The sequence below is a fragment of the Microbacterium sufflavum genome, from assembly GCF_023101165.1.
GTDB classification, from domain to species: Bacteria; Actinomycetota; Actinomycetes; order Actinomycetales; family Microbacteriaceae; genus Microbacterium; species Microbacterium sufflavum.
Genome location: NZ_CP078076.1, coordinates 1,622,146 through 1,639,087, shown reverse-complemented (window position 1 = coordinate 1,639,087; position 16,942 = coordinate 1,622,146). Strand labels below are relative to the sequence as shown.

The window sequence follows — 16,942 nt, the reverse complement described above, 5'->3', positions numbered from 1 at the left end:
GCCCACGATACGCGGCGCCAGACCCTACTCGATCGTGAGGTGTCCGCCCCAGTCGGAGCCCACGAGCGTCTTGGTCCCGAAGGTCCCGTCGCCGAGACCGCTGTACAGGTAGACCTCGCCCGCAGGGGTGCGTCCGAGGAGGTCCGCCCGGCGGTCGCCGTTGTAGTCGACCCCGCCCGTGAGCGCCGTGAACTCGATCCACCCTTCGCCGACGACCCGCGCCGTCTGGAAGCCGTAGTTCGCACCACGGTAGAAGTAGAGCGTCCCGGTGTCCGACGCGGCGATCAGGTCGCCCTTCCCGTCGTTGTCGAAGTCGCCGCCCACGATGAAGTGGAAGCCCTCCCACCCGACGCCGAGTGTGGTCACGCGCCCGGTGAAGCCGCCGGAGCCGTTGCCTTCGTACAGCGACATCGCCCCGTTGGGGGCGACGCCGATCACGTCCTGTCTGCCGTCGCCGGTGAAGTCGGCGCCGGAGACGATGTGCAGCAGGCCGTACCAGCCGTTCCCGATCGCGGTCCCGGCCGCGAATCCTCCCGCACCGTTCCCGGCGTAGAACTCGAGCGTGCCGTCGGATCTCGCCGCGATCAGGTCGGCCTTCGTATCGCCGTTGAAGTCGGCGTGGGTGACGTGGCGACGGCTGCCGCCCCAGAGTCCGAGGGCCGTGGTCGCCGCGGCGAACGACCCCTGGCCGTTGCCGGTGCGCAGACGCAGGTCGCCGTTGCCGGCGACCACGAGCACGTCCGCGTTGCCGTCGCCCGTGTAGTCCGCGGAGGCGACGGTGCCCGAGCCGGTGCCGAGACCGGGGAAGAACAGCGGGATGGTGGCACCGCGCGTGACGTTCGACAGGCACGTGAAACCGTTGTTGATCTGCGAGTAGACGCGGCCGTTCAGCCAGACCTCGAAGTGCAGGTGGTAGGCGGCGGAGTTGCCGGTGTTGCCGACCACGCCGATCTGCTGGCCCCGCAGCACGCGGGTGCCCGGCGGGTACCACGCGGTGCTGGCCATGTGGGCGTAGCGGGTGACGTAGCCGCCCGCGTGCTCGATGTCGGTGTAGTTGCCGTATCCGCCGTTCGACGTGCGCGTGCGGACGACGCCGTCGTAGGCCGCCAGGATCGGGGTGCCGCCGTTGCGTGAGATGTCGATGCCGTCGTGGGCGCGGTAGTTGCCCAGACAGCCGTCACCGACCTTGGACTGGATGTTGCCAGACGCCGGGTAGACCATGTAGCCGTCGGGCGCGGCGGCCGCGGCCGGGTCGCCCGTGGTGAACGCAGGAGCCAGGGTGCCGAGCATCACCGCGAGCACGGCGACGATCCCGATGCGGCCAAGGCGCAAGCGGGACGTGCGCTTCATCGTGACGTTCTCTCTTGCTCAGCGGCCCCAGGGACATCATGTCCACCGCGGTCACCGTACCAAGCGCGGAGCGCGATACCCGTCAACGCCACCCCGCGGGCGACGGATCGGTCGGGGCGGGTTCCGGCGCTGTCCGCGTCAGAGCAGCTCGTGGTCGAAGAAGTCGCCTCGGGGGAAGATCGCGACCGGAGGCTCGTCGGGTTCGGCGTCGTGCGGTTCGACCGAGATCACGACGTGACTCATCGGGGAGACGAGCACGTTCACCCGCGACCCGTCCGCCACGGTGAACGCGACGAACCCGCCTCCCGCCCGGACCGCGGCATCGATCTCCTGCTTCATCCCGTCCGCCGACTCACCGGGTGCGAGCACGAAGCCGACATCGTTCACGACGATCCGCACGCGCGCCGTCCTCTTCGCCTCATGTGTCACTGCCGTCACCTGTCCCGTCTGCGCGTTTCCGAGGCCCGCCTGTTCGGCGACAATAGGCCTCCGGTTCCTCGCACCGAAGGGGGTTGCGCCGATCAGGGATGAGAGGCAGAGGGCCTCGGAGCGGTGTACGGTCAGCACTATGGGCAGACTCCGCTACGACGGTCATTCCGACCCGATTCTCATCGAGGATGAGACCCTGGCGCACCTGAAAATCGTGATCTCCACGAAGCTCCGTCGACAGGAGAGCTTCATGATGACCTGGCTGCCCGTCGCAGCCGGGGTGGACAAGCGCGCGACGATCTGGATCCACCCGGCCATCCCGCTCCAGTTCGGCTTCGACGCGGCGGAGCCGCCCCGCATCGACCCGCACCGCGTGCAGGAGATCATGCAGGCGCTCAACTCCTCCGGCGAGCTCGTGCTGGACGCGCTCACCGCACCCCGCTGAACGGACCGCCGTTCCGCCCACACGGATCAGTCGTGGTTCCCACTCTCCTTCTCTTCGCACTGCTCATCCTGGCGATCATCGTCGGGGCCGCCTTCCTGCGCCCGTGGCTGAACCGCAGCACCGCGGCCGCAGGACGCCGCGCGGGCGACCGTTTCGCGCGAGACTAGCTCGACAAGGCCCTCGCCGAGTTCGGTCGCACGCTGCGGATCCACGCGCCCGCCCCGGAGGCACGTGAGCTCCTGACGATGGCAGCGGCCGCCGGCAAGGACTTCCTCCCGCTGGAAGACGGCGCCATCGGCATCCGCTTCGTCGACCCCGACGACACCGTCGTGCGCGTGACCGCCGACCCGATGGGCGCGGTGCTGCGCGTCGAGACCTTCCGCGAGTACATGGGGTTCCCGCAGACCACGGCGCTGTGGACCGAGCTGCGCTCCCGCGTCGCGGCGGCGGCGGGGGCGCGGGGGATCACGGTGTCCGACGGGCCGCCGGTCTCGTACGTCCGTGGCGCGCTGCTCGACGATCGCAATGCCCGCTGGTCGCGCTCCGGATGAACCGTCCGTCGGCACCGCCCTCCCCGGTGTGAAGAGGGGCTCACGATCCACAGCCGGCGCAACTAGGCTAGGACCGCGTCGCGCCCGGCACAGCGTCCGCTGAGGACACGGTCGCGACGTGCGCCGGGCGGCCTCCTCGTCCGTGCGTGCGATCCCGTTCGGCGGTCGGAGCCCCCGCTCCGCGTCCGGACACGCCAGAAAGGCCCAACCATGAGCGACTCCCCGGACGGCTCCCGCGACGAGCGGTCGCCGGACTTCTTCGACCAGCTGATCGAGACGGCACCGCGCGACCAGCAGTCGTCGTCGGCGTCGAACGCCGCGTTCACGATCGGCTTCCGCGGCTACGACAAGGGCGAGGTCGACGCGGCGCTCGCCTCCCTGCGGGCGCAGGTGCAGCAGCTGTCCGACCAGCTCGCCGAGACGCAGACCAGGGAGACCGAGTCGGTCGAGGCCATCCGCGCGGAGGAGCGTGAGGCGCGCGAGGCGCTGGAGAGCGAGCTCGCCGCCGCGAACGCCAAGGCCGCCGACGCCGAGCAGCAGGTCGCCACGCTGACCTCCGAGCTCGTCGACACCCCGCAGCCCGATGGCGAGGAGGCGCCGTCTCGTCAGCAGTTCGAGGCGATCCTGCGCGTCGCGGAGGAGCAGGCGAACGTGCTGATCCAGAACGCCGCCGTGCAGGCCGACCGGCTCATGGCGGCGGCGCGCGAAGAGGTCGCCGCGCAGCGCGCCGAGGCCGAGGCCGACGCCGATCGCATCACTTCGCAGGCCCAGCGGGACGCCGACCAGGTGCGCCTGAAGATGGAGACCGAGTACACGGCCCACGAGGCGCGCATCGAGCGGGAGGCGTCGCACGCCGCCGAGAAGGTGAACCAGGCGTCGCAGGAGGCCACCGCGATCCGCACGGAGGCCGAGAAGGGCGCGGCGGCGCTGCGTTCGCTCGTCACGAGGGAGACCACGCAGCTGCGGGCGGATGCGGAGCGCGAGGTGCGCGAGATGAACGCCCGCGTGCTCGAGTTCGAGGAGACGCTGACCCGTCGCCAGGACGACGCGCAGCAGGAGTTCCTGGTGCTGCACAACCAGGCCGTCGCGCACGCGGAGCGCATCACGACCGATGCCAACGAGCAGGTCACCGCTTCCCTGGAGCACGCGCAGCGGATCTCCGCGAAGGCGGACGACTACGAGCGGCTCATGCGGTCGCAGGCGCAGGCGATCGAGGCGGACGCGCAGGTGCGCGCCAGGGAGATCCTCGACCGCGCCAGGGTGAAGTCGCAGAAGATCGTCGATGCGGTCACCGGTCACACGACCGCGGTGCTGCACGACGCCGAGGACCGCACGCGGCAGCTGCGCTGGCAGCAGCAGCAGCTGTCGAGCTTCATGGCCGAGGTGCGCGAGCTCATCCGCCCCGACGGCATCTTCAGCGACGATGCGCTGCCCTCGTCGATCGCGGTCGCCGAGGCCACGATCGACGACGAGGACGAGTCGGGTTCGGAGGCCACCGAGACGGTCGTGGAGACGTTCCTGGGCGACGAGGTGCTGGACGACGAGCTCGACGACGACAGCCCGCTCGAGAAGATCACGATCGACGTGGTGGAGACCGACGACAGCAAGCGGTAGAGCCGGACACGACGAAGGCGCGAGCAGCTCTCTGCTCGCGCCTTCGTCGTGTCGTCGGTGTGGTCAGGCCCTGGCCCGGCGCACGCGGCGGCGTCCGGAGCGCGGCACGGACCGGAGCCCGGAGCGCGGTGCGGGCCGGGTCGCAGCGTCGAGTGCGTCGCAGGCGTCGTCGAGCGAGGCGTAGGTACCGAGGTCGGTACCGCGCTCGTCGCGCAGCACGTGTGCGGCGCCGTCGAACTCGACGAAGCCGGCGAACTCGCCGCCGCGGGTGGCGACGTGCACGTCGATGTCGGCCTGCTTCCAGGTGAGGGGGTCGGACGGAGGGACGGTGGTGGTGCTCATGGTGATGCTCATTGCTATGTGGCGGGCACGCAGGGCGGTCCGCAAGTGAGGAGATCGAAGGCGGCGTCGCGCGCGTCGATGTGCGCGAACCGTGGATGGGCCTTGATCAGTGGCGACGCGGCGGCCGAGAGGGGCGAAACGCACACGTTGCATCGTAAGTCTAGCAGAGATGCCGTGACGACGGGTTCGGGGGCGCGACGGAGGAGGTGGGGACATCGCTCCGCCGCGCACGCTGCCGAGCGAGAGTTCGTCAGGCAGCGGTTGCCGGGGCGACGGGGAATCGCGCGCGCGGCGTGGTCGACGATCGGGCGCTGGGGACGCTCACGATCGCGATCCATCCAGTGCATCACGGGATTGGTCACGTGTCAAGTTTTTCTTGGATGAGTGTCCAGTTTTTACTTGACGACTGTTCAAATCCGTGACGGTGCCCACTAGCATGACCGATACCGAACGCAGGGACGGAGTCGAGACGAGACGATGAACACAGCGATCAAGAGGGCCGAGCGCGCCGGAACCGACAAGTTCGCCCTCCGTCGACGGAGCCTGGCGGAGGCCGCGCTGGAGGCGATCGCCGAACGCGGGTTCGCCCGCACGGGGCTGCGCGAGATCGCCCAGCACTCCGAGCTCTCCCACGGCTCGCTGCACTACTACTTCACCGACAAGAACGACCTCATCGCGGAGGCCGTCCGCATCTCGCGCGGCCAGCCGGCCGAGCGCTACGCCGCCATCATCGAGACGGCGACCACCCCCGACGAGCTCGCCGGGCGCGTGGCCGACGAGATGGCCAGGAGCCTGAAGGACGACGCGTCGCTGCACCGCCTCTGGTACGACCTGCGCAATCAGGCACTGTTCGAGTCCGGCTTCGGCGACACGATCGAGCAGATCGAGCAGATGCTGCAGGAGGCGATCGGCGAGGTGCTCGCGCGCTACGCGGAACTCGCCGGGAAACCGTGTCGCTTCGACGCCACCCTGGCGTACGCCCTGACCGACGGCATGCTCCAGAACGCCCTCATCCGCCATCTGCGCGGCGACACGGAGGCGATCTCGCGACTGCGTCAGGAGTGCCTCGCCCTGTTCGCCGCCTGCGTCTGAGCGGCGCGGCGCCTACGTCCCCACCGGAGCCTCGGCCTCGCGCGTGACCGGCGGTCGGAGCACGAGCACGACCACGACGGCTGCCAGGATCAGTGCGGTGAGCGTCACCGGGACCGGCAGCACCGGATCCAACAGCACGAGTGCCGCTCCGGTCGGCACCACCGTGTTGACCACACGGTCCGCGTTCTCCTTGATCGCGATCCACCAGACGCCGAGGAGGAACACCGCGATGGGGACGGTCACGGTGAACGAAGCGGCCATGCTCGACAGGTGGCTCTCACCGGTGAGCACGTCCAGCTCCACCTCGATGCCTGCCGAGAAGGCGGCGGCCGCCGCGAACACGAAGTAGTGCGTGTAGCCGTACCGCAGCGACCGGCGGAACGAGGTGATCGCGCGGTGATGCGGCGGCCAGAAGTAGATCCACCAGAGCGAGGCGGTGACCACCAGCGTGAGCACCGAGATCGCGATCAGCGGCCCGAGCGCCTCGACTTCGTCGAGCGCGTCGATGATCGCGTTCGCCGAGGCGAGCAGGCTCTCCCCCAGCACGATGAGAGTGAACAGCCCGTAGCGCTCTGTGATGTGGTGCCGGTGCCACGGGGTCTGCCGGCGGTATTCGGCGAACACCGGAACGGAGATCTCGATGAGGGCGAACACCACGAACGCCACGATCTGGGCGGGCCCCGTCGGGATCAGGAGGAACAGCACCCAGAGCACCTGCACCCCGGCGATGCCCGCCGCGTACCGGCGGGTGGCGGAGCGCAGCGCACCGGCCGACCGTGAGGCCCTGAGCCACTGCGCGACCATGGCCACGCGCATCACGACGTACCCGATGACCGGTACGGTGAAGTCGCCCTCGTCGAAGGCCCGCGGCACACCGGCCGCGAGGATGAGCACCCCGCCCATCTGCACGAACGTCGTCACGCGGTAGAGCCAGTCGTCCGTGTCGAACGAGGTGGCGAACCACGTGAAGTTCATCCACGCCCACCAGATCGCGAAGAACACCATCGCGTACGACGTGATGCCGTGGACGAAGTCCCCGTGGGAGAGGGCGTGGTGCAGCTGCGACGAGGCGATGCTCACGGCCACGACGAACACCAGGTCGAAGAACAGCTCGAGGGTGCTCGCGGTGCGATGCGGCTGCGCCGGATCACGGGGCAGCATCGTGCGCAGGCGAGAACGAGGAGAGGGTGGGGGCGCCGTCACGGCGTCAGGATAGCGCCCGGGCCGCGCCCGACCGCGCACCACCCGCGATGGGGTTTCATCCATTCCCCGGATTTGTCTTCCGTTTCCTGGCCGCGTCCGCTACAGTGTTCCAGGTCTGCAGCGCCTGCTGCACGAAGCCGCCGGTTGGGACGGCGCCTTCGACTCCGAGATGTGGGATCACGGAGTTCCAGCAGGACCCGAGGGGTCGGGACGCAGACGACTGCCGTGAACGTGGGGTTCACGGTCTGGGGATATCAAACTGGGGAAATCAATGTCGCACTGGGGAATTCTGCGTACATTCACGGCTCAAGGGGCCTCGGCATGACGTCCGTCGAGGATGCTCTGAGCATCTCTCGCACGGGATTCGTTCCGGCCACCGCTCCGCGGGCCACCACGTCGTCCACGCGCCCGGCGACCACGCCGCGCGCTTCGGCGACGCTGGAACGGCGTCGGCAGTGGGAACGTCACTATCGGATGCGGCTGCGGATCACGGATGCGGCTGTCATCCTGATCGCCGTCGCTCTGACGGTCGCGGTCCAGCTGACCTCCGGCGTCGTGGCGATCGAGGCGGGGCGCAACGCTGCTCTGCTCGGCCTCGCCTGGTACCTGATGCTGTCGGCGCTCAACACCCGCGACGCCGCCATCTTCGGTTCCGGGGCCACGGAATACCGCCGCGTGGCACACGCCAGCGGCCTGGCATTCGGCATCACCGCTATCGCGGGCGTCCTGCTGGCGTGGGAGGGACTGCAGCCGCTGTTCCTCGTCGCGCTCCCTGTCGGGACGTTCGGGTTGCTCGGCGCGCGCTGGGCCTGGAGACGGTGGCTGCAGCGCCGCCGGATCCGGGGCCAGTACGCGTCGCGCACCCTGGTGGTCGGCGCGACCGAAGACGTCGAGTATGTGATCACGTCTCTGCAGAAGGGCGCAGAGAACGGCTACCACGTCGTGGGGACGACGCTGGTCGATCGCAAGGCCGGCGCGTTCGCGATCGGGGAGAGCATCTACCCGGTCGTCGGCGATCTCGACAGCGTCGCCGCCGCAGCAGCCCAGCTCGGGGCGGACACGATCATCGTGGCGAGCCGTCCCGATGGAGACCCCGACTTCGTCAAGCAGCTCAGCTGGCAGCTCGAGGGCACCGCCGCCGAGCTCGTGCTCTCGAGCCGACTGACCGACGTCGCCGGTCCTCGCATCTCGCTGCGTCAGGTCGACGGCCTGCCGCTGATCCAGGTGAAGATCCCGACGTACGAGGGCGGAGTGCACGTGCTCAAGCGCGCGCTCGACATCTTCGTCGCGACGGTCGCGTTGATCCCGATCGCCCTCGTCACCCCGGTGCTGATGGCGCTCATCAAGCTCGACTCGCCCGGACCCGCGTTCTTCTTCCAGGAGCGCGTCGGCCGCGACGGCCGCCGCTTCAAGATGGTGAAGTTCCGCTCGATGAAGACCGATGCCGAGCAGCAGCTCGCTGCCCTCAAGGCGCAGAACGACGGCGCCGGTCTTCTGTTCAAGATGAAGGACGACCCCCGCGTCACCCGCGTGGGAAAGGTGCTGCGCAAGCTGTCGCTCGACGAGCTGCCGCAGTTCTGGAACGTCCTCACCGGCGACATGAGTGTCGTCGGGCCTCGTCCGCCACTTCCCAGCGAGGTCACGGCGTACGACGGCACCGTGTTCCGCCGCCTGTACATCAAGCCCGGCATCACGGGCCTGTGGCAGGTGTCCGGGCGCAGCGACCTGTCGTGGGACGAGAGCGTGCGCCTCGACCTGCGGTACGTCGAGAACTGGTCGGTCATGAATGATCTGCAAATCATGTGGCGGACCGCGAAGGTGATGATCCAGCCGAAGGGGGCTTACTGATGGATGACGAAGGACAGGTGATCGAGGGCGAGAAGGCGCCCGCGACGCACCGCAGACGATGGATCGCGATCGGTGCCGTGGCACTGCTCGCGCTGGGCGCCGCAGGGGTTGGCGTCGCCCTCGTGACGAACAACGGCGGAGCGCCGTCGGCCTCGTCCACCCACAAGCCCGTCGACGACGGCGACGAGGACAAGGCGGCATCCGAAGATCCGCTGAAGTCCGTCCCGAAGGTCGTCGACGGCCCGATGAGCGATGACCAGGACGCCGAGGTCAAGCGGGCGACCGCGGCCGCCGACGCCGTGGTCGCCGCCCTCGACGAGGTCAGCCAGCGCGGCGACGGCTCGGCGGTCGGCGTCGACGCGGTCGCGACCGGCTGGGTGCTCGGCGAGGTGCAGTCCCACGCACGGGAGCAGATGGACCTGGGCTACACGCAGACGGGCAAGGCGGTCGTCACGAGCGTCACCCCGACGGCGGTGGACCTGGCGTCCTCCCCCGCGACCATCACCCTCAAGGTGTGCGTCGACGTGTCCGACATCGACGTGAAGGACGCGGCGGGCAACTCGCTCAAGGACTCGCTGTACAACCCCGGCCACCCCGTGGCCCACATCTACGGAGCCGTCTTCGAGGACGACACCTGGAAGATCTCGTCGCACGAGATCCCCGACGTTCAGGACTGCCCCGCAGCCTGACCTTCCCCCAACACCCCCGGGGGATCGCCGATCTCTCGAACACCCGAACGTGGCTCACCCGCACCTGGAGCGACTCACCCCCGAGTCGCTCCAGGCGAGCCTCACACCCGAAGAAGGACTCCATGAACACTGCAGCACCCGCGCGGAGAGTGAAGGCGACCCGCGCAGCCGCTGGCGCCATGATCGCCGCGGCCGTCCTGGTGGGCTCACTGCTCACCCCGCTCGCGGCGAACGCCGCACCCCCGGCACTGCCGGACGGCCTCTCTCAGGAGACCGCCGCCGCGTCGTGCTGGGAGATCAAGCAGAACTACCCGCAGTCCACCGACGGCGTGTACTGGCTGGTCACCCCGGCGCTCGTCGCGCCGGAGCAGTTCTACTGCGACCAGACCACGTCCGGCGGCGGCTGGGTGCTCATCGGCCGAGGCCGCGAAGGCTGGAAGGAGGGGTACAACGGTTTGCGCACCGCAGCCCAGATCCGCAACACCCCGACCGGCACCGACGCGTTCCAGCCGGCACAGCTGCCGGCCGCGACGGTCGACGGACTCCTGAACAACGGCCGCGTCGACGCGCTGGCCGACGGCATCCGCCTGCGCCGCGCCACCAACACGGCCGGCACCACGTGGCAGGAGGGCCGGTTCACGTTCACGCAGCGCGATCGCTGGGTGTGGACCTTCGGCGCCGAGCACCGCGTGAAGAACTACAACTTCGACGGCTCGACCGGCACCGGCGGCCAGACCAACAACTTCGGCAACAACAACCAGCTGCGCCGCGTCGTGTTCAATGAGCAGGCGTCGCACAACTACATCAACGGCTGGGCGTTCGGCTCGAGCATCGGCGGCAGCACCGCGGCCACCTCGTACCTGTGGGCCCCGTCGGGCCAGGGCTACGCGCGGCCGTTCACGCAGGTCTTCCTGCGGCCGCAGCTGAAGCTCGCGAACCTCGACTTCGGCGCCGTGCCCGCCTCGGGCACGCCCGCCTCCACGGTCGCGGCCATCCCGGAGAGCAACGCCATGACCACCGTCTGGGGTGTCTCCGGCTTCGCCAACGGCAGCAGCGGCGAGCTCAACACCGAGGTGGCCGAGTTCGGCGAGGTCGCCGGCAAGGTCTTCGTCGGCGGCAACTTCCGCTACGTGCAGCGCAACGAGGGCGGCACCGGTCAGGTCGAGCAGCCGTACCTCGCGGCCTTCGACGTGAACACGGGCGAGTGGGTCTCCACGTTCCGTCCGCAGCTCAACGGTCAGGTCAAGGCCATCACCGGTCTGCCCGACGGCCGCGTCGCGATCGGTGGACAGTTCTCCACGGTCAACGGCACCCCGCAGGCGGGCATCGCGATCCTCGACCCCACGACCGGGCAGCTCTCGGGCTGGCAGGTCAACGCGGAGCACCGGGCGACCGGCAGCGTGCCCTACGTGCGCGACCTCGACGTGCAGGGCGACTTCCTGTACGTCGCCGGTGCCATGACGCACCTCACCGCGGTCGGCTCCACCATCAGCGCGAGCACCTGGAACGGCGGTCGCATCAACCTGACGACGGGTCGTCCCGACACCAACTGGAACGCGTTCCTCAACGGCACCTCGATCGCCGTCGACGCCTCCGACCAGGGCGACCGCACCTACTTCTCCGGCTACTTCAAGATGAAGCAGACCACGTCCACCCCGAGCGCGGCCGCCATCCAGACCGCCGCGGGCGCCCCGCTGGTCGACCCGCTGTGGGTGCCGAAGTTCAGCAAGGCCACGCTCAACGCGGACGGCTCCTACTCCGGCAACATCTGGCAGCTCGGCGTGACCGAGGCCGGTGGGAAGGTGTGGCTCGGCGGCTCGGAGCACTCGCTCTTCGCCTACGACCGGAACACGTTCGAGCGCGTCGGCGGGTCGATCACGAAGAACGGTGGCGACTTCCAGACCGTCGAGCACGACGCGAACCTCGTGATCGGCGGCTGCCACTGCGGCCACTGGGTCTACCAGGACGCGTACTCGTGGAGTGACGTGGGCACCGGCTGGACGCAGGCCGACAAGATGAACCTGATGGGTGCGTGGGACGCGCAGACCGGCAAGTTCGTGGCCGCGTGGTCGCCCGTCGTGCAGGCTCGCGCCGGCTACGGCGCCTGGGGCACGTTCTTCGACAGCACCGGCGTGCTGTGGGCCGGCGGCGACTTCAGCCGCTCGGTCAGGGCGGGCGAGGTCAACCAGTGGTCGGGCGGGTACATCCGCTTCGCCCCGCGCGACACCACCGCTCCCACGACGCCGGGTGCGATCACGGCGACCCCCGGCAACGGCGGCACCGAGGCGACGCTCACCTGGGCGGCCTCGACCGACACCGGAGGCGTGACCTACGAGGTGCTGCGCGACAACCGGGTGATCGCGTCGACGACGTCGGCCACCTACACCGTGCCGATCACGGAGACCCCGACGAACTACTTCGTCCGGGCACGCGACGCCGCGGGCAACCGTTCCGCGAGCACGGCGGCCTACGTCGCCCAGCCCGCACCCGAGAGCGCCCTCACGTTCATCGAGAACGGCGCGACCTGGTCGTGGCGGTACTCGTCCGACGCGCTGCCGTCCGACTGGAACACGCTCGCGTTCGACGACGCGTCGTGGAACACCGGACAGGGGCTCTTCGGCCGGGGCGTCTCGTCGGCGACGACGAACATCGACCCGACGAACCTCGCGACGAAGCCGCTGAGCGCGCAGTTCCGCAACGAGTTCCAGGTCACGAACGCGCTGAGCGTCGTGAACGGCAGCATCTCGGTCATCGCGAACGACGGCGTGGTGCTGTACCTCAACGGCGTCGAGCTCGGACGGGTGCGGATGCCCGCGGGCACCCTCACGCAGAACTCCTACGCGAACGGCGTCGTGTCGCACACGACCGCCGCCGCGAACCGGGTCGTGTTCGAGGTGCCGCAGGGCGTGCTCGTGGACGGGACGAACGTGCTGGCCGCCTCGGTCCACGCGAACTACCGCACCACTCCGGACCTGAGCTTCGACCTCGCCTTCACGGCGGAGCGCGGCCAGGCGCCGGCGGCTCCGAACCCGGTCACGGGTCTCTCGGGGACCACCACTCTCGATTCCGCCACGCTCACCTGGGCCGCTCCCGCGAGCGGCACCACCCCGCAGTCCTATGTGATCAGCCGGGGCGGCCAGCAGGTCGGCACGACGGACGCCGCGACGACGACGTTCACCGAGAGCGGCCTGACCGCCGCCACGGCGTACGACTACAGCGTGGTCGCGGTCGGGATCGGCGGTCTCGCGTCGACTCCCGCGACGGTCCAGGTGACGACGGCGACTCCGCCGTCGGACAACGAGCTGCCGGTCAGCGTGCCGAGCGGTTCGGCCTGGTCGTGGCGCTACTCGGCCGATCCGCTACCGGCGGACTGGAACGCGGTGGCGTTCGACGCCTCCTCGTGGGCGAGCGGCTCGGCCGTCCTCGCCCGCGGGGTCGCGACGGCGGCGACGAACATCGACCCGACGAACCTCGCAACCAAGCCGCTCAGCGCGCAGTTCCGGCACTCCGTCACGGTGACGGACGCCGCGAGCGTCGCGAACGGCACGGTCACGGTTACGGCGGACGACGGTGTCGTGGTATACCTCAACGGGGTGGAGCTCGGGCGGGCGAACCTCGGGGCGGGGACCCTGACGCAGAATTCGTATGCCACGGCGGCACCGCGGGCGACCACGGCTGCGGCCAACAAGGTCACCTTCGCGGTGCCCGCCAACCTGCTCGTGGAAGGGACGAACGTGATCGCGGCGTCTGTGCACGCCAACTATCGCGGAACTCCCGACCTGAGCTTCGATCTCGCATTGGACATGCCTCGTAAATGACGAAAATCTCCTACGCAGACGCGCGTCGAGCGCTCGCCTCCGCACAGAAAGCGGGGGCGGGCGTTCCCGCGTACCTGCGCTGGATCAATCGACCGCTCGGCGGCAGGGCCGCCGTGGTCGCCGCCACCTGGGGCGCCAGCCCCAACGGGGTCACGGCGGTCAGCGCGTTGTTCGGCCTCGCGGCCGTCGTCGTGCTGGCCGGCGTCACCGCGTGGTGGGCGGGGCCGCTCGCGGCCGTGCTCCTCCTGATCGGGTACATCCTGGACTCCGCCGACGGCCAGCTCGCGCGCATCCAGAAGCGCGGCGGCCCCGCCGGCGAATGGCTCGATCATGTGGTCGACGGTGTGCGGGCCCCGCTCGTGCACATCGCCGTCGCGGTGCACCTGCTCCGCACGGACGCGTGGCCGTGGTTGGTGCTGGTCGCCGGCCTGTTCTCGGTGCTCGTGTCCGGCTGGTTCCTCTCCCAGCTCCTCGCCGAGAAGCTCCTCCCCAAGACTCCCCCTTCCCCGGACGACGGACGCCGTGGCATCCTGGAGTCGTTCGTCAAGCAGCCTCAGGATCCCTCCACGACGTATGTCGTCCTGGCGTTCATCGGACTGCCGTTCGCGTTCGCGGTGCTCTACACCGCACTGTTCGTCTGGCACGTGCTGATCTTCGCCGGCTCGCTCCGCCGCAAGTACACGCAGCTGACCGCACTCTGAACCTGGACGCATCCGCATGGCACTCATCTCTTCACCGAGCCGTTCGCTGATCGCAGCGACCGGTCAAGACCCCAGCCTGGAGGTCGAGCCGAGATCGCTGCCCGCCTGGCCGGTGCTGACCGTGCTGTGGGGCTACCCGCTGTTCTGGCTCCTCGGGATGCTGCCCTTCGCGTCGGTGATCATGGCGGTGCCCATGGTGGCGCTGCTGATCATGCGGCGGCGCATCCTCATCGTCCCCGGCATCCTGCCGTGGATCGGGTTCGTGCTGTGGATGATCCCGTCGGCGCTCATGATCGATCAGCTCGGTCGCGGCGTCGGCCTCGGCGTACGCATCAGCCAGTTCCTCGCGCTGGCGATCATCATGGTCTACATCGTCAACGCGCGCAGCTCGCTGACGCCCAAGCGCATCTTCAACGGGCTGACCTTCATCTGGCTGTTCGTCATCGTGGGTGGCTACCTGGGGATGCTGTTCCCCGAGGTGCAGCTGACCATGACGATCGGTCGGCTGCTGCCGGACGCGATCTCGAGCAACGACTACGTGTCGGAGCTCGTGTTCCCGACCCTCGCCGAGATCCAGACGCCGTGGGGAGCTGCCGAGCCGTTCGTCCGCCCGTCGGCACCGTTCTCGTACACGAACGGCTGGGGGGCGGCGATGGCGGTGCTCACCCCCATCGCGATCGGCACGGCGATCGGCCACCGCACCGCGCGCGCCATGTGGTTCCTGGTGATCGCCCTCGTCGCCGCGATCCCCCCGGCGATCGCGACCACGAACCGCGGCCTGTTCCTCGGCATCGCGGGCGCGATCGTCTACGTCCTGTTCTGCCTGCTGATCCGCGGACGCTTCCTCGCCTTCTTCTGGGTCACGGTGCTGGGTATCGCCGCGGCCGTCATCCTCTTCCTCTCCGGGTTCCTCGACGGCATCGTGGCGCGCCAGGAGACGGTCGACACGACCGAGGGACGCGGCAACCTCTACGCGGAGACCTGGGAGCGGACGCTGCAATCGCCGGTCATCGGCTGGGGCGCTCCCCGGCCCAGCACCTGGAGCGAGATCTACGTCGGCACGCAGGGCGCGATCTGGAACGCGATGTTCTGCTTCGGGCTGGTCGGCCTCGTCCTCTTCCTCGGCATGATCGTGATGGGCGCGGTGCGCACGTTCGACGCCCCGAACCTGTCGGCGGTGTGGATCCACGCCAGCGTGGTCGTGGCGGTCGGCCTGTCGATCTTCTACGGCCTGGACAGGCAGCTGGTGTTCGTCGGCATCGCCCTCGCGGTGCTGCTGCGGGAGAAGTATCTCGGCAAGTCCTCGTACTGGACACCGCAGCCGACGCCGTTCGCGAAGGCGGCGAATGAAGAGTGAGGGGCTGGCGAAGAGTGGTCTGATCAGCCTGTTCGGCTCCGCTTTCGCCGCCCTCGCCGCCCTGCTGCTCACCGCGATCGTCGGTAACACCCTCGGTGCCGACGGGACCGGTCTGTTCTTCCAGGCCATGGGGATCTTCACGATCCTCACCCAGGTGCTCCGGCTCGGGACCAACAGCGGCATCGTCCGCTTCATCGCCGAGCAGCGCGCCTTCCACCGCGCCGGGGCGGAGTGGCGCATCGTGATGTTCGCGGTCGGCCCGGTCGCGGTGGTTTCCGGTCTCGTGTCGCTCGCGATCTGGCTGCTGGCGGATGCGCTCGGAGAGTGGCTGGCCGCGCCGCGCGACGCTGCGGCGATGGCCGATCTGATGCGTGCGATGGTGCCGTATGTCGTGGTGGGCGCCCTGATCGGCGTCCTGCAGATCGCGGCGCGCATGCTTCGGGGCGTCACTGCCTTCACGCTGCTGCAGAGCATCCTGCTCCCGGCCAGCCGACTGCTGACCGTGCTGCTCGCGGTCTCGGTCGCCGGGGTCGGCGCGTGGGGAGCGTTCGAGGCGTGGCTGCTGCCGCAGCCGTTCTGGCTGGTCGTGACGCTCGTGGTGATCGCGGCGCCGTTCGTGCGCGACTTCCGCCGTCGCCGGGAGAGCACGCCGGGCACGCGACCCACGATGGGCGAGTTCTGGCGGTTCAACGCCCCGCGCACGGTGAGCTCTGGCCTGGAGACCGCGCTCGAGTGGTCGGACGTGCTCATCATCGCCGCGCTCGCCTCGCCCTCCGCCGCGGGCGTGTACGCGGTCATCACCCGTGCCGTGCGCGCGGGTGGCGTGGTCGACAAGGCGATGCGCGTGGCGGTGTCCCCGACGATCTCCGCTCTCCTCGCCCGCGAGAACTACGCCGAGTCCACACGACTGCACACCAAGGTCGTGCGGGCGATGATCCTGATGAACTGGCCGTTCTACATGCTGCTCATCTCGATGGGCCCCGCGGTCCTCGGCATCTTCGGCTCGGAGTTCCGCTCCGGGTGGGGACCGATGATGCTGCTGGCTCTGGCGATGATGTTCCAGACCGCGTGCGGCATGCTGCAGAGCATCCTCCTGCAGGGCGGGAAGAGCACGTGGCAGATGTACAACAAGGCGATCGCGCTGGCTGTGAGCATCGGAGGCAACCTCGCCCTCGTGCCGCTCCTGGGGGTCTGGGGTGCCGCGATCACCTGGGTCATCGTGATGCTGGCCGACAACCTCATCGCCGCCGTCCAGGTGCACCGCCTGATGCATGTGGACCTGCAGCCCTCGAAGCTGCTCGTGCCGATGCTGCCGCCCGTCTTGATCTTCGGCGGGGGCGGACTCCTGTTCACGTGGTTCGCGGGGTCGAGTCTGCTCGTGCTGCTGGTGGCCGGTGTCGTGCTGTGCGCGGTGTACGCCGCCGTGCTGTGGCTGTTCCGGCACGCCCTGCACATCGAGACGCTGTGGCGCCGGATCCCGTTCCTCGGCCGCTGGGCCTGACG

Annotated in this window: 15 protein-coding genes; 11 read left to right on the top strand and 4 right to left on the bottom strand. The window is 69.4% G+C overall.

Annotated elements, in window-relative coordinates:
• Positions 1–24: 24 nt before the first annotated feature.
• Both KV394_RS07980 and KV394_RS07975 read right to left on the bottom strand, forming a co-directional pair.
• A complete protein-coding gene (locus KV394_RS07980; protein ID WP_136029387.1) occupies positions 25–1,350 on the bottom strand; it encodes a VCBS repeat domain-containing M23 family metallopeptidase in 1,326 nt (441 codons plus the stop codon).
• A 138-nt stretch (positions 1,351–1,488) separates the two neighbouring features.
• Entirely contained in the window at positions 1,489–1,749 is a 261-nt protein-coding gene (locus tag KV394_RS07975) for a hypothetical protein (RefSeq protein ID WP_136029385.1), read from the bottom strand.
• A 169-nt stretch (positions 1,750–1,918) separates the two neighbouring features.
• Between KV394_RS07975 and KV394_RS07970 the strand changes: the two genes are divergently transcribed.
• The 4 genes from KV394_RS07970 (at position 1,919) to KV394_RS07960 (ending at position 4,389) form a co-directional block, all read left to right on the top strand.
• On the top strand, positions 1,919–2,224 hold the full coding sequence (locus tag KV394_RS07970; RefSeq protein ID WP_136029383.1) for a DUF7882 family protein: 306 nt from the start codon (positions 1,919–1,921) through the stop codon (positions 2,222–2,224).
• Positions 2,225–2,256: 32 nt separating this feature from the next.
• Complete coding sequence (locus tag KV394_RS17380) at positions 2,257–2,391, top strand: hypothetical protein (protein WP_282187153.1); 135 nt, start codon at positions 2,257–2,259, stop codon at positions 2,389–2,391.
• 78 nt (positions 2,392–2,469) lie between these two features.
• Positions 2,470–2,775 (top strand): hypothetical protein, encoded by a 306-nt coding sequence (locus KV394_RS07965; protein ID WP_247982747.1) that lies wholly within the window; start codon positions 2,470–2,472, stop codon positions 2,773–2,775.
• A 210-nt stretch (positions 2,776–2,985) separates the two neighbouring features.
• On the top strand, positions 2,986–4,389 hold the full coding sequence (locus KV394_RS07960) for a DivIVA domain-containing protein (RefSeq protein WP_136037116.1): 1,404 nt from the start codon (positions 2,986–2,988) through the stop codon (positions 4,387–4,389).
• A gap of 63 nt (positions 4,390–4,452) precedes the next feature.
• On the opposite strand, the gene KV394_RS07955 is transcribed toward KV394_RS07960, so the two are convergent.
• The gene (locus KV394_RS07955) at positions 4,453–4,731 is read right to left on the bottom strand and encodes a hypothetical protein (protein ID WP_136029378.1); all 279 of its coding nucleotides are present in this window, start codon (positions 4,729–4,731) and stop codon (positions 4,453–4,455) included.
• Positions 4,732–5,208: 477 nt separating this feature from the next.
• Between KV394_RS07955 and KV394_RS07950 the strand changes: the two genes are divergently transcribed.
• Positions 5,209–5,823 (top strand): TetR/AcrR family transcriptional regulator, encoded by a 615-nt coding sequence (locus tag KV394_RS07950; RefSeq protein ID WP_136029376.1) that lies wholly within the window; start codon positions 5,209–5,211, stop codon positions 5,821–5,823.
• A 12-nt stretch (positions 5,824–5,835) separates the two neighbouring features.
• Here the strand turns inward: KV394_RS07950 and KV394_RS07945 are convergent, their stop codons facing one another.
• Entirely contained in the window at positions 5,836–6,984 is a 1,149-nt protein-coding gene (locus KV394_RS07945) for a low temperature requirement protein A (protein ID WP_247982746.1), read from the bottom strand.
• Positions 6,985–7,347: 363 nt separating this feature from the next.
• Here KV394_RS07945 and KV394_RS07940 point away from each other — a divergent pair, with 363 nt between their 5' ends.
• From KV394_RS07940 to KV394_RS07915, 6 genes are all read left to right on the top strand, one after another.
• On the top strand, positions 7,348–8,874 hold the full coding sequence (locus KV394_RS07940; RefSeq protein ID WP_136044644.1) for a sugar transferase: 1,527 nt from the start codon (positions 7,348–7,350) through the stop codon (positions 8,872–8,874).
• A complete protein-coding gene (locus tag KV394_RS07935; RefSeq protein ID WP_136029370.1) occupies positions 8,874–9,563 on the top strand; it encodes a hypothetical protein in 690 nt (229 codons plus the stop codon). The genes KV394_RS07940 and KV394_RS07935 overlap by 1 nt, the downstream gene beginning before the upstream one ends.
• A 122-nt stretch (positions 9,564–9,685) precedes the next feature.
• A complete protein-coding gene (locus KV394_RS07930; RefSeq protein WP_247982745.1) occupies positions 9,686–13,381 on the top strand; it encodes a fibronectin type III domain-containing protein in 3,696 nt (1,231 codons plus the stop codon).
• Positions 13,378–14,082, top strand: a complete 705-nt coding sequence (locus KV394_RS07925; protein WP_136029366.1) for a CDP-alcohol phosphatidyltransferase family protein — start codon at positions 13,378–13,380, stop codon at positions 14,080–14,082. Before KV394_RS07930 ends, KV394_RS07925 begins: the two co-directional genes overlap by 4 nt.
• Before the next feature lie 16 nt (positions 14,083–14,098).
• Positions 14,099–15,439 carry an O-antigen ligase family protein gene (locus tag KV394_RS07920; RefSeq protein WP_136029364.1) on the top strand — a complete coding sequence of 447 codons (1,341 nt, stop codon included), beginning with the start codon at positions 14,099–14,101 and terminating at the stop codon, positions 15,437–15,439.
• Positions 15,429–16,940, top strand: coding sequence for a lipopolysaccharide biosynthesis protein (locus tag KV394_RS07915; protein ID WP_247982744.1), 1,512 nt, complete (start codon positions 15,429–15,431; stop codon positions 16,938–16,940). Before KV394_RS07920 ends, KV394_RS07915 begins: the two co-directional genes overlap by 11 nt.
• Positions 16,941–16,942 lie beyond the last annotated feature (2 nt).